Raw genomic sequence first — 12,266 nt, forward strand, 5'->3', positions numbered from 1 at the left:
GAGGTCGCCACCGCCGGTCAGAACCGCCTCTTCAACGGCATGTCCGTCGTTGTGGACAACACCATCGACCCGACCAAATCGGCGAACAAGCAGGCCGACCAGCAATGAGCTTTTCAGATCTCTTCATTCGCCGGCCTGTTCTTTCGACGGTCCTTGCTTGCATGATCCTGCTCCTGGGTTTCCAGGGCATCTTCAATCTGTCGATCCGGCAGTATCCGAAGGTCGATGAAACGGCCATCACGATCACCACGGCCTATCCAGGCGCCAGCGCCGATCTGATCCAGGGCTTCATTTCCGCCCCGATCGCCCGCGCCGTCGCCTCGACCGAAAACATCGACTACGTCACCTCGTCCAGCCGCCCGTCCTCCAGCACCGTGACGGTGCAGATGAAGCTCGGCTCGAACCCCGACGTCGCGCTGACCGAAGTTCTGTCCAAGGTCCAGGGCGTGCGCGGCACTTTGCCGGACGCGTCGAAGGACCCTGTCATCGTCAAGGGCACCGGCCAGCAGTTCGCGATGATGTACATCTCGATGCAGAATCCGAACATGACGAAGGAGCAGCTGACGGAGTATATCGAGCGCGTCATCAGACCGCGCATGTCGACGGTCGAAGGCGTCGCCGACGTGCAGATCTTCGGCGCCCAGGAATACTCGATGCGCGTCTGGATCGATCCGGTCAAACTTGCAGCGCGCGGCGTGACCGCCTCCGAACTGCTGACGGCGATCAACAATTCCAACTTCCTGTCGGCGCCCGGCAACACCCAGAACGAGTATGTCGTTTCCTCGATCACCGTGCGCTCGACATTGCAGACGCCGGAGGCATTCGCCGAGCTGCCGCTGCGCTCGACCGACGGCAATGTGGTGCGGTTGCGCGACGTGGCTCGCGTCGAACTCGCCGCCGAGAACACCGATACCAGGGTCTCGTTCAACGGCAAGCCAGGCACCTTCCTCGCCATCTTCCCGACGCCGGCGGCCAATCCGCTGACCACGGCGGCTGCGCTCACCAAGCTGGTGCCGCAGATTCAGGAGACACTGCCGAAAGGCATGACGATCGAGGTCGTCTACGACGCGACCGGGCAGATCAGCGCCTCGATTGAAGAGGTGTTCAAGACCATCGGCGAGGCGGTTGCCATCGTCGTCGTCGTCATCCTTCTGTTCCTTGGCTCCTTCCGGTCGGTGATGATGCCGATCATCACCATCCCGTTGTCGCTGATCGGCGTCTGCTTCCTTTTGTTCGCGGTTGGCTACTCGATCAACCTTCTGTCGCTGCTGGCCATGGTGCTGGCGATCGGCCTGGTCGTCGACGACGCCATCGTGGTGGTGGAGAACATCCATCGTCACATGGAAGAAGATCACATGTCGCCGATGCAGGCTGCGTTCAGCGGTATGCGCGAAATCGCATCAGCCATCGTTGCCATGACCATGACGCTGGCCGCCGTGTTCGCACCGCTGGCATTTACCGGCGGCCTGACCGGCGCGCTGTTCCGTGAATTCGCGGTCACGCTCGCCGGCTCGGTGGTGCTGTCGGGTGTCATCGCCATCACCATCACCCCGATGATGTCGGCACGCCTCTTGAAGTCCGGCACGCCGGGCCGTTTCCAGCGCATTGTCGACGGCACCTTCGCGCGCGTCGAGCATGTCTATGAACGCGCCGTCACCGGATCGCTGAACTATCGCCCGTTGACGTTGATCATCGTGCTTGCGCTTGTCGGCGTCACCGGCTTCATGTTCACCAAGACCTCGAGCGAACTTGCGCCGGAAGAGGACCAGGGCTTTCTGCTCTCGATTGTGACGGCGCCGCGTTATGCGACGTCCGATTATACCGAGACATACGTCAACCAGATCCTCGGCCTGGTGAAGGATATTCCCGAAACACGGGCGCAGTTCTCGGCCGTCGCCTTCGGCGGCACGACAAACAGCGCCTTCGTCGGCTATGCCTTCAAGGACTGGGCGGAACGCAAGCGCAATTCGAAGGAACTGCAGGCTGACATTACGGCCCGTATCGCCAAAGTGGCCGGTGTCGAGGCCTTCGTCTTCGCACCGCCGACGCTGCCGGGCTCCGGCGGCGGCCTGCCCATTTCCATGGTGGTGCGATCGACCGGCGCTTCCTCGGAAGTGTACGAGGTGGCCGAGCAGATCAAGAACAAGGCGCAGGCCTCCGGCCGCTTCATCGTCGTGCAGAATTCGATGGCCTATGACGCACCGGAGGTGACGGTGACCATCGACCGCGACCGCGCCGCCGCGCTGAACCTGCCGATCGCCGATATCGGCCGCACGCTGACCTTGCTGGTCGGCGGCGCCGAAGTGGCGCAGTTCGACCGCGATTCCAACAGCTACGACATCATCCCGCAGGTGCCGCAGGAGTTCCGCGACGACCCCGACAAGCTCGGCGAATACTTCGTGCGCAGCGTGACCGGCGAGATGGTGCCGCTATCGGCGGTGGTCAAGATTTCGACCAATGCGGCGCCGGCGGCAATCGAGCAGTTCAACCAGCTGAATTCGTCGACGATTTCGGCGCTTCCGCTGCCCGGCGTCACCACCGGCGACGGGCTGAAGGCGCTGGAGGACATCGCCAAGGAGAGCCTGCCCGACACGTTCTTCATCGATTATTCCGGTCAATCGCGACAGGAAAAGGAACAGGGCAACACCATCCTGATCGCTTTCGCGGCCGCAGTTGTCGTCATCTATCTGGTGCTGGCGGCGCAGTTTGAAAGCTTCCGTGACCCGCTGATCATCATGATGGCGGTGCCGTTGTCGATCTTCGGCGCGATCGTGCCGCTCAATCTGGGCCTCGGCACGCTCAACATCTACACGCAGGTCGGCCTGATCACACTGATCGGTCTGATAACCAAGCACGGCATCCTGCTGGTCGAGTTCGCCAACCAGCAGCGTGAAAAGCATGGCATGCGGCGGCGCGATGCCATCATCGCCTCGGCCAAGGTGCGCCTGCGGCCGATCCTGATGACGACGGCGGCGATGGCGCTCGGCGTTGTGCCGCTGATCACGTCCAGCGGCGCTGGTGCCGCGGCCCGCTATTCGATGGGCCTGGTCATCTTCACCGGCATCCTGGTCGGCACCATATTCACGCTCTTCGTCGTGCCCATGTTCTACACCTTTATCGCCAGCAAGGACCTGCCTCATCTGGCGGAGAAGCCGGACCCCAAGCTGATGCCGGCACTGCCGAGCTAGGACGGTCTAGGGAGTCCCGCCCAGAAATGCGCGGGGCAAATCGATGGAAACAAAAGAAAAGAGGCCGGGAAATTCCCGGCCTCTTTTCTTTTTGGCTGGGCTCGATACCGCCGGTTTGAACTGTACGCAATACCGCAGCGTTTCCGGAGGGAGCTTTGAGGCGCGGCAGCATGCTGCCACGCCACCGTTTCCAGCCTGCTACTTGACGATGACGATGCTGGTGTTGGTCGCCCCGAAGGTTTCGACGAGCTGGTAGAAATCGGCGGCGTTGTCGGGGTGCAGCCGCACGCAGCCATGCGAAGCCGGCTGGCCGAGGCGCTTGATCGCATAGGTCGCGTGCACCGCATAGCCGCCGCTGAAGAAGACCGAGTGCGGCATCGGGGCGTTGTCGTATTTCTTCGAATACCACATTTCATGCATGCGGGTCGGCTTGAACGAGCCGGTCGGCGTCACATGGGCCCGGTCGCCGGTGGAGACTTTCCAGGCGAAGGTCGGCCGGCCGTCGACGGAGACTTCCATGATCTGCTGCGAAAGCGAAACGCGCGCCACGATCTTGTTGGCGGCATGCGCGGCGCCCGAGCCGAACAGCAGTGCGGCACCGGTCAGCGCGGCGGCGGCGATGTTGATGAGCTTGGCGGAAATGGCGGTATGCATGAAGAAAATCCCCTCTCTCTGCCGGTCCAGCCGGCTCCAATTCGATGGCTGCTTATCCCAACGTCATGTTTCGGAGAGATTTCGCAAAATGCTCATTTGTGTTTCGAATCTGTTTCCACTGGTTAACAAACGCCAACCCCATTAGAGCCGTCGGTGGCCCGCCAGCGAGACCATAGCAAGACCAAGGTCAGGAACATGGGTATCCGTCGCTAAACGAAAGTGCGAATTAGCAGTATTCGAAAGGACCGCCGTAGATCTCGAAACCGAACTGCAACAAAGCGAGGTTTCAAGCGGCATGATCCGGATACGGGCCGCAAGCAAAGTTGACGCAACGAAAACAGCCGGTAACGAACATGGGAACGAAATCGAACGCGCTGTCCTGGCTTTTCAGGATCAGCATCGCGGCAGCGGTCATCGGCGGCGTCGGCATGGTTGCCGGCACCCCGCTGACAAGCCTCGGCGCGATGACTTCAGGCGAGATTTCGACCCTGCACGCCGCACTGTTTTTCGCCACGGTCTGGATTGTTTCCAGCCTGCGCATCGCCCGGCTAAAGGCCCTCTGGCGGGTCGGCCTTAGGCTGACGGGTTTGCGCGGCGCCTCCGGCAACTTGCTGCCGAGAGGACCGAAGGCCCGCGCCGAGACGGGGGGTTCCGTGGGCGGCGCGGGCGCTTCGGGGGTATCCTGAAGCGACCCGCAACAAACCATTTTGGGGAATTGGTACGATGAAAACGAAATTTGCCGCTTCGGTGCTTTCCGCACTGCTTTACGCCCAGGGCCTGCTCGGCTTTGCCGGCCTTGCCACCGTGCTGCTCAGGGACCGCGCCCACGCTGGCGAGCTGACCATGGGCAGTGACATGCCGGTGGGTCCATCGCTTCTGCTGGTACGCTGAGCGCCAAGAGCGTCGGGGCCGGAGATGGAAAATCCGATGCCCGAAACCAGAGACTGCGTCAGTGCCCGGCAATCAGTCCGCGAATTGCCGCGGCGGATCGAACCGGTAGCCGGCGCCGCGTATGGTGGTGATGGTTTCGGTGTCGAGTTTGCGGCGCAGCCGCACGATGCGCGAATCGATCGAGCGATCGAAGGCATCGGCGTTTTCGGCCGGCGCCGCGGCGATGATGTCGTCGCGCGTCAAAACCTTGCGCGGACTGGCCAGGAACAGCCTGAGCAGCGCCACCTGACCGGGCGAAAGCTGTTCCTCCGTGCCGGAGCGATGCATGACCATCGCCGATCTCAGATCGACGGTCGCGTTCTCCAGCACGATCAGTTCCTGGGTGCCCCTGCCGCGGCGCGAAAGCAGGCCGCCGACACGGGCGGCCAGTTCACGGACATTGAGCGGGCTCTCGATGACGTCGGCCGCACCAAGCTCCAGCGCCAGCACCTTGTCGACAAGATCGGCCGGGCGGCAGATCAGGATGAAATCCGGTCCGCCCTCACCGCCTCCTCCTTGGCCGCCATAACGTCTGAGCAGGTCCCGCCCCTCCGCCTGGCTGAGGCTGTCGCCGACGACGACGACGTCGATGCCCTTTCCCGACAGCAGCGATTCGGCCTCCCAGGGCTGGCGTGCCTGATGCACGTCATGGCCGCGCCGTTCAAGATGGTCGGCGAGTTCGGTCGCGACCACTTCGGCTACCGAAACGAGCGCAATGACGGATCGTGCGGCCATGTTTTCCAACCGTTCCCTGGCAACCCCGATATGAGTGCTGGACATGATGTTTATACCCAATCTACTTTCCACTGAAAGTGGGAGCGAAAGCATCGTGCGGGCAAGAATTGTCATCGTCGAGGATGAGCCCGACCTGAGGGACGCTGTCGCCGAATACCTTGGCGCCGCCGGATATGACGTGGCCACCGCTGAAAGTGCGGCCGCCGCGCGCAGCCTCGTTGAAACGCAGTCGTTTCATCTTGCCATTCTCGACATCGCCATGCCCGGCGAGGACGGCCTCTCGCTTGGCCGCTGGCTGCGTTCGAAACTGCCGATCGGCATCATCTATGCGACCGCGGCCGGCACCGCGCTCGACCGCATTGTCGGGCTGGAACTCGGTGCCGACGACTACATCGTCAAGCCTTACGAATTGCGCGAGGTGCTGGCCAGGGTGCGCAGCGTGTTGCGCCGGGTTCCCCAGCCCAAAGAGCTGCAGGACAAGAGGGCCGGGGCGGATCGCCGTTCCGTTGCCTTCGGCCCCTTCCAGGCCGATCTCGACGGCAGGCTGGTCACCGGCGCCAATGGCGTGGTGATCGACATGGCCAAGAGCGAGTTCGACGTGCTGGAGATTTTCCTCACCCGCGCCAACCGGCTGCTGAGCCGCGCCGCTATCTCCGAGGCGATCGGTTTCACCGAAGATCCGGAATCGTCACGCGCGGTCGACATTCGCATCATGCGGCTGCGCAAAAAGATCGAGGCCGATCCCGCCAATCCGAAATTCCTGCGCACGGTGCGCGGCGAGGGCTATATCTTCTCGCTGCCGGCCGGCGACGGCAACTGAGCACCGGGCCAGAAGGATGTAGTTGCTCGCCGGCCGAATTGGCGCGACTCCGGAATGACAGCACAAGATGATCGCTGAAGCAGCAAGCACCGATATGCAAGGGTTCAGGCAGGGCGCGGCGATGGCGGCCGTGCGCGTCGTTCGCCGGCTGCGCGAGGCCGGCGACTGGCAGCGCGAGATGGACGGCATACTGGAAACGCTCTGCCGGGCCATGGATTGCCAGCGCGGCATCCTGTTTCGCTTGCGCGAACTGCCTGGCCAGGGCTTCGCCCAATCCGTCGCCGCCTACTGGATCGACCCTCTTTTCGGCGGCGAACTGGCATCACCGACCGTCATCATGCAATCGATCGTCAATTCCGACCCGCTGCTGGAGCGGCTTGCCGAGGACGAGAGGCAAGGCAAGATCTTCGCCGGTCATACGCGCGACCTCGAAGGCTTCCTGAGGACCGATTTCGAGAAGCAGAACATCAAATCGTTCCTCTCGGTCTCGGTCTTCGCGCACGGCCATCTCTGGGGCACGCTGGCGGTCAATGACTGCATCAACGAGCGTGCATGGACCGACGAGGAAGAGGCGACGCTGCACATCATCGCGCTGGCCATCGGCGACGCCATAGAGCGCTCGCCCTCCGACGCCCACGCCAGCGAGGTCATTCGCCGCACCATGCTGCAGGCCTCGCTCGACGCCATTGTCGTCATCGACGAGACCGGCTCGATCATCGAATTCAATCCGGCCGCCGAGAAGATGTTCGGCTTCCAGCGCAGCGACATCCTCGGCAAGGACCTGCTCGATACGATCGTGCCGATCTACTACCGCAAGGGCTATGCCTCAGGAGCCGAATACATGTCCGGCCGCGGCGCGCCGATGGTCGGCCAGCGGCTCGAGACGGTGACCCAGAATGCCGCCGGCGAAGTGTTCCCGATCGAGCTGACGGCCACCGAGATGCGGGTTGCCGACCGCCGCCTGATCTTCGGCTCCATCCGCGACCTGCGCGACAAATTGCGCGCCGAGGAGGAAATCGGCCGGCAACGCGAGAAGCTGCACCAGAACGAGAAGATGGCGGCGATGGGTTCGTTGCTGGCCGGTGTGTCGCACGAGCTCAACAACCCGCTGGCCGTGGTTGTGGCGCAATCGACGCTGCTGCACGAATTCGCCTCCGATCCGCAAACCAAGGTGCGCGCCGAAAAGGTCCGCGCGGCCGCCGAGCGCTGCGGCCGCATCGTCAAGAGCTTCCTGTCGATGGTCCGCCTCCATCCCGCGGCACAAGCCGAGACCGACCTCAACCAGGTGATCCGGGCGGCACTTGAAGTGACCGCCTATGGCGCGCGCTCAAGCGGCATCATCATCGACACCGATTTCGCCGCAGGCCCGCTGCTGGCCATGGCCGACGCCGACCATGTGACGCAGGTGGCGGCCAATTTCCTCATCAACAGCCAGCACGCTTTGGCTGGCATTGCCGGCGACCGGCTGATCAAGGTGCGGACGTTCCGCAGCGACCGGGATCATCCCTGCTTCTCGGTCGAGGACAATGGGCCCGGCGTGCCGGAAGCGATCCGCGGCCGCATCTTCGAATCCTATTTCACCACCAAGCCGGTCGGCGTCGGCACCGGCATCGGCCTGTCGATCTCGAAATCGATCATCGAGCGGCACAATGGCAATGTCTGGTTCGAGGAAGTGCTCCCGAGAGGCGCGCGTTTCGTCGTCCAGCTGCCGGCCATCGTGGCCGGCCTCGCCACCGCCGGCGACAACCAGCCGCGATCGAGCGGCCTGCGCCATGCCTTGATCATCGACGACGAGCCGGATGTCGCCGGGTCACTCTCCGACATCCTCGAACTGATGGGCATCAAGTCGCGGATCGTGCCGGTCTGGGAATCGGCCGCCGCCACCTTGAGCGGCCACATGCCGCCGGACATCGTTTTTTCGGACCTGCGCATGCCCGGCGTCAGCGGCATATCGATCTATCGTGAGCTGCTCGCCGAAAAGCCCGATTTGGCGCGGCGTTTCGTGCTGGTCACCGGAGACCTGATCGGTGCCAAAGCCGAAATCGAAGCCTTGCCGGCGCACCAGCGACCGCAGATTCTGGAAAAGCCGTTCAGCACGCTGGATGTGCGCAGCGTGCTCTCCGCCATCGCCGAACAGGCGGCCTTGAAAGGATAAAAAAAGAGGCTCCCGGGGGCGGGAGCCAAAAGGAGCGCACTGGAGGGCGCTCGGGGAGGTCAGAGCATGATCCACAAAACGGGAACGGTTTTCGGGACCATGCTTCGACGGAAATCAGAAAATATTCGGCGTGCCGGTCAACGGCGCGGCATTGGCGATCATGCGGATCGCCCGGCTTTTGTGTGTTCCGGACTGTTCGGCGATGGCGCGCAGGCAATCCATGCTCTCGGCACCCCAGGCCTGGCCCTTGCAGGCGAAGTCGGTCAACGGCACCGGCAGACGCGCGGTCCTGGTCGTCGTCTGCGCGCCGTCGATGAGATTGGCCGGCGGATTCAACGAAGCGAAGGCCGGCCCGATTGTCGGCGTGAACGCCATGCCGACGAAGGCGCAAGCAGCCAGCACCATGAACATCGCCATGGGGTGGTCGCTGGCCCGCTGGCGCAGCGCCAGTTTCGGACGGCGGTCATTGCGCTCTGGAGCCTGAAGGCGGCTCTCGCCGCGGATCGTCTGGATTTTTGCATGCATTACCTTCCCCTTCGCTGAGTTTCTTTTGGCGGTGAAATGAACTTATCCGCGCTTTGTAACGGTGATGGGGTGGCGAAGGATTGGCACTGTAACGAATTCGAAACAGCATTTCGGGCGAAGTCGGGCAAAATCGGGCATGGCTTCGACGGCGCCGAGGCTCGAGGCGCAACTTGACCGATCTTACCGAACAGTCTTTCGAAAAGATCAGGCTCAGCCCGGAGCTTGAAGCTCGGCAATGATCTTGTGCGCGGCGATGCGCCCGGCAATGATGGCGCCCTCGACATACCCCGGAAACGATGGCGAGAGTTCTGAAGAGGCGAGATACACCGGCGGTGCGCCGGCAAGGATCGTTCGCTCGGCGTCTGTCGCTGTAACATCGACAATAAGATCGCTGTACGCGCCGCCGCTCCAGCGATCTCCTGTCCAGTCACGCAAACTGAAATCGATGACGTCACCGGCATCCGGACCAAGGGCTGCCTCCAGCCGGCCGGTCACCTCCGCACGCAGTTCCGCCTCGCCGAGGTCGCGCCAACGCAGCGCGAGCGAGCCGCCGGCGAACACGACGAGCGCCGCATGCTCCGCATCCTTGCCGGCGTCGCAGGCAAACAGCCCCGGCGGCTCGAGCCACATCACCATGCCGCTCAAATCCCGCGCCCGCCAAAACGGTTTGGCATAGCGCACCAGGATCTTGATAGCCGCGCCGCTTTCCCAGGCGCCGAGTGCCCGCCCCAGTCCGGCCGGCAAAGCGGGGGCAAAGGCGAGCTCCGTCACCTTCGCCGGCGGGACGGCAACCAGAACCGTGCGCGCCTCGACGGCACCCCCGGCCGAAACGACAAGAACACCTGGCGAACTGTGCTCGATGCGCGTGACCGGCTCGCTTAGCCGCAACCGATCGCCAAGGTCGCGGGCCAGATCGTCGGCCAGCGAATGCATGGTTTCGCGCACAGAATATTGCAGTTCCGTCACCTCGTTGGTGACCCGCCGGTCATTGTCGATCAAATACCAGAGAGGAATCTGGTCCAGCGCCATGCACCAGAGACCTTCGATCATCGAACGGAAAGCCATCCTTGCATCGGCCGAATCGTGCTGGCAGGCAAGCCAGTCGGCGACGGTCAGTCCGGCAATCGAGGCATCGTCCGGATCGATCCCGTTCATGCGCTCGCGGATCGCCATCGCGGCATGATAGGTCCGCTCAGCTCGTTGTGCGGACATCGTCGGCTGGGTGATGAAGTCGCCATCGACATAGGTTTCAACCAGCGTCTTGCCGCGCGCCTCGACCATGGCCATCAATTCCGGCATGTCCTCGCACAGGAACTGGCCACCACCATCGATGCGTTCGCCAAGTCCGTTCAATCGGGACTCGACGCGTCCGCCGACGCGGTCGCGTGCTTCGAGCAGGATGAAATCGATGCCGGCCTTCTTCATCTCAAGCGCCGCCGACAGGCCGGTGAAACCCGCACCGACGATGACGACATCGGCTCGCTCGAATTCGCCGCCCTCATCCGTGAAGGTCTTCAGCATTGCCGGCTATCCACCCAATCGTATCCGGCTTCCACCGACGAACTATGTCCTTGTCGACATATGCCGGCGGGCCGAACACACCATGCCGCAGGCTGTCTCTAACCTATCGTTTTCTCGAGCATATTGAGCCAGTTGCGATAGGCGATTTTTTCGATCAGCGCGCGGCCGAAACCGCGTGCCGCCAATGCATCGATCAGCTTCGGCAGGCCGGCGACATCGCCGATGACGGCCGGGATCATGGCGCCGTCGAAATCGGAGCCAAGACCAACGCCATCCTCACCCAGCGCCTGCAGCAGCGAATCGATATGGCGCACCATGATATCGAGGCTGGTGTCGGCATTCATGCGACCGTCCTCGCGCAGGAAGCCGGTTGCGAAGTTCAGCCCGACCATGCCGCCGGTTTCGCGGATCGCGCCGAGCTGCCAGTCGGTCAAGTTACGCGAATGGCCGCAGATCGCGTGCACGTTGGAATGGGTCGCCACCAGCGGCGCATCGCTGAGTGCGGCGACATCGCGAAAGCCCTTCTCGTTGAGATGCGACAGGTCGATCATGATCTTCAACTGGTTGCAGGCCTTGACCAGCGCCTTGCCGGCATCGGTCAGGCCAGGGCCGGTGTCGGGCGAAGACGGGAAGCGGAACGGCACGCCGTGGCCAAAGGCGTTCGGACGGCTCCAGACGATGCCGAGCGAGCGCAGGCCGGCTTCATGCAGCACGTCGAGCATGGTGAGCTCGGGATCGATCGCCTCGACCCCTTCGATGTGGAACACCGCGGCGATCGACCCTTGCGCCATGGCATTGCGCACATCGCCGGCGCTGCGGCAGACGGTGAGCGCTCCGGCCCGTTCCAGCCTGAACAGGATCGAGGCCATCGCGATGGTCGAGGTCAGCGCCTCATTGCGGGGAACCTCGGGCGGCAGCGGTTCGGCGGCGCCCGGCGCCAGGGGCACGGCGCCGCGCCTGGATTTCTCGACAGGCGGCGGAAAGATGGCGAACATGCCCCCGGCGAAGCCGCCGGCTTTCGCGCGTGGCAGGTCGATATGGCCGCCCGATTTCCCCTCGATGAACAGTTTTTCGACGTCCGTGTCTTTCGACTGATGGAGCCTGAGCAACGTATCGTTGTGGCCGTCGAAGACGGGAACGAGATCGGTTTCGGTCATTGGGGGATCATTCGGTTCGTTTGTCGGCGCGGCTAAGATATATCCTATCTACTTAGGCAGGATGCGCCACCCGCGCAAATGCCAAAGCCGCCCCGGTGGGATGGCAGCCGCTTGCCGCGCCGTTTCCAAGCAACGAATCCCTACCGCTTCAGCACGTCGGCCCATTCCTGATGGCGGCGGAACTGAGCGTTGGCGAACGGGCAGAGCGGGATGATCTTCTTGCCCGCCGCACGCGCATCCTCGACGGCGCGGGTGACAAGCCGAAGCCCGGCACCCTGGCCGCGAAAGACGTCCGGCACTTCGGTGTGGTCGATGATGATCTGGTGCTCACCGATCTTGGTGAAAGTCATCTCGGCCTCGGCGCCATCGGGTCCACGCAGGACGTAGCGGCCCTTGGAACCGCGATCCTCAAGTTCGATCTCAGGCAGTTGGTCAGGCATTGCTATGCTCCTTGGGCAGTATCGGCAAAGAACCGCCGTGCCGCCTCGATCTCGTTTGGCCGCACCTCGTGCCCGCCATCGTGCCATTCCACTGTGACATCGGCGCCGTCGGCACGCAAATAGGCCTCGAGCCGCGTGGTC

11 protein-coding genes and 1 pseudogene are annotated in these 12,266 nt (G+C 63.1%); 5 read left to right on the forward strand and 7 right to left on the reverse strand.

Going from position 1 to position 12,266, the window contains the following annotated elements:
- Positions 1-104: 104 nt before the first annotated feature.
- Positions 105-3,188, forward strand: coding sequence for an efflux RND transporter permease subunit (locus EN884_RS08945; RefSeq protein WP_063169134.1), 3,084 nt, complete (start codon positions 105-107; stop codon positions 3,186-3,188).
- A 198-nt stretch (positions 3,189-3,386) separates the two neighbouring features.
- On the opposite strand, the gene EN884_RS08950 is transcribed toward EN884_RS08945, so the two are convergent.
- Positions 3,387-3,842, reverse strand: coding sequence for a L,D-transpeptidase (locus EN884_RS08950; RefSeq protein WP_013529305.1), 456 nt, complete (start codon positions 3,840-3,842; stop codon positions 3,387-3,389).
- 353 nt (positions 3,843-4,195) lie between these two features.
- On the opposite strand from EN884_RS08950, the gene EN884_RS08955 reads away from it, so the two are divergent.
- Positions 4,196-4,528 (forward strand): hypothetical protein, encoded by a 333-nt coding sequence (locus EN884_RS08955; protein WP_063169135.1) that lies wholly within the window; start codon positions 4,196-4,198, stop codon positions 4,526-4,528.
- A 37-nt stretch (positions 4,529-4,565) separates the two neighbouring features.
- Positions 4,566-4,733, forward strand: a complete 168-nt coding sequence (locus EN884_RS08960; protein ID WP_013529303.1) for a hypothetical protein — start codon at positions 4,566-4,568, stop codon at positions 4,731-4,733.
- 72 nt (positions 4,734-4,805) lie between these two features.
- On the opposite strand, the gene EN884_RS08965 is transcribed toward EN884_RS08960, so the two are convergent.
- Complete coding sequence (locus tag EN884_RS08965; protein ID WP_063169136.1) at positions 4,806-5,507, reverse strand: response regulator transcription factor; 702 nt, start codon at positions 5,505-5,507, stop codon at positions 4,806-4,808.
- A gap of 46 nt (positions 5,508-5,553) precedes the next feature.
- On the opposite strand from EN884_RS08965, the gene EN884_RS08970 reads away from it, so the two are divergent.
- Positions 5,554-6,327 (forward strand): response regulator transcription factor, encoded by a 774-nt coding sequence (locus EN884_RS08970; RefSeq protein ID WP_181172685.1) that lies wholly within the window; start codon positions 5,554-5,556, stop codon positions 6,325-6,327.
- Positions 6,328-6,394: 67 nt separating this feature from the next.
- Positions 6,395-8,482 (forward strand): ATP-binding protein, encoded by a 2,088-nt coding sequence (locus tag EN884_RS08975; protein WP_027163147.1) that lies wholly within the window; start codon positions 6,395-6,397, stop codon positions 8,480-8,482.
- A 114-nt stretch (positions 8,483-8,596) separates the two neighbouring features.
- On the opposite strand, the gene EN884_RS08980 is transcribed toward EN884_RS08975, so the two are convergent.
- The 5 genes and pseudogenes from EN884_RS08980 to EN884_RS39460 all read right to left on the reverse strand — a co-directional run.
- On the reverse strand, positions 8,597-9,007 hold the full coding sequence (locus tag EN884_RS08980; protein ID WP_013529299.1) for a hypothetical protein: 411 nt from the start codon (positions 9,005-9,007) through the stop codon (positions 8,597-8,599).
- 210 nt (positions 9,008-9,217) lie between these two features.
- Complete coding sequence (locus EN884_RS08985) at positions 9,218-10,528, reverse strand: flavin monoamine oxidase family protein (RefSeq protein ID WP_063169138.1); 1,311 nt, start codon at positions 10,526-10,528, stop codon at positions 9,218-9,220.
- A gap of 98 nt (positions 10,529-10,626) precedes the next feature.
- The gene (locus tag EN884_RS08990; RefSeq protein ID WP_013529297.1) at positions 10,627-11,685 is read right to left on the reverse strand and encodes a dipeptidase; all 1,059 of its coding nucleotides are present in this window, start codon (positions 11,683-11,685) and stop codon (positions 10,627-10,629) included.
- A gap of 140 nt (positions 11,686-11,825) precedes the next feature.
- A complete protein-coding gene (locus EN884_RS08995) occupies positions 11,826-12,125 on the reverse strand; it encodes a GNAT family N-acetyltransferase (RefSeq protein WP_013529296.1) in 300 nt (99 codons plus the stop codon).
- A gap of 2 nt (positions 12,126-12,127) precedes the next feature.
- Positions 12,128-12,266, reverse strand: a pseudogene (locus EN884_RS39460) (alpha/beta hydrolase); the annotation flags it as partial.

The organism is Mesorhizobium sp. M7A.F.Ca.AU.001.01.1.1, from assembly GCF_004022735.1.
GTDB lineage: Bacteria > Pseudomonadota > Alphaproteobacteria > Rhizobiales > Rhizobiaceae > Mesorhizobium > Mesorhizobium ciceri.

Bases quoted from the DNA above. Each gene is read 5' to 3' on its own strand.
- EN884_RS08980 (WP_013529299.1), bottom strand. From the start codon at position 9,007: ATGCATGCAAAAATCCAGACGATCCGCGGCGAGAGCCGCCTTCAGGCT.
- EN884_RS08985 (WP_063169138.1), bottom strand. From the start codon at position 10,528: ATGCTGAAGACCTTCACGGATGAGGGCGGCGAATTCGAGCGAGCCGAT.
- EN884_RS08960 (WP_013529303.1), top strand. From the start codon at position 4,566: ATGAAAACGAAATTTGCCGCTTCGGTGCTTTCCGCACTGCTTTACGCC.
- EN884_RS08975 (WP_027163147.1), top strand. From the start codon at position 6,395: ATGATCGCTGAAGCAGCAAGCACCGATATGCAAGGGTTCAGGCAGGGC.
- EN884_RS08965 (WP_063169136.1), bottom strand. From the start codon at position 5,507: ATGGCCGCACGATCCGTCATTGCGCTCGTTTCGGTAGCCGAAGTGGTC.
- EN884_RS08950 (WP_013529305.1), bottom strand. From the start codon at position 3,842: ATGCATACCGCCATTTCCGCCAAGCTCATCAACATCGCCGCCGCCGCG.
- EN884_RS08970 (WP_181172685.1), top strand. From the start codon at position 5,554: ATGTTTATACCCAATCTACTTTCCACTGAAAGTGGGAGCGAAAGCATC.
- EN884_RS08945 (WP_063169134.1), top strand. From the start codon at position 105: ATGAGCTTTTCAGATCTCTTCATTCGCCGGCCTGTTCTTTCGACGGTC.
- EN884_RS08955 (WP_063169135.1), top strand. From the start codon at position 4,196: ATGGGAACGAAATCGAACGCGCTGTCCTGGCTTTTCAGGATCAGCATC.
- EN884_RS08995 (WP_013529296.1), bottom strand. From the start codon at position 12,125: ATGCCTGACCAACTGCCTGAGATCGAACTTGAGGATCGCGGTTCCAAG.
- EN884_RS08990 (WP_013529297.1), bottom strand. From the start codon at position 11,685: ATGACCGAAACCGATCTCGTTCCCGTCTTCGACGGCCACAACGATACG.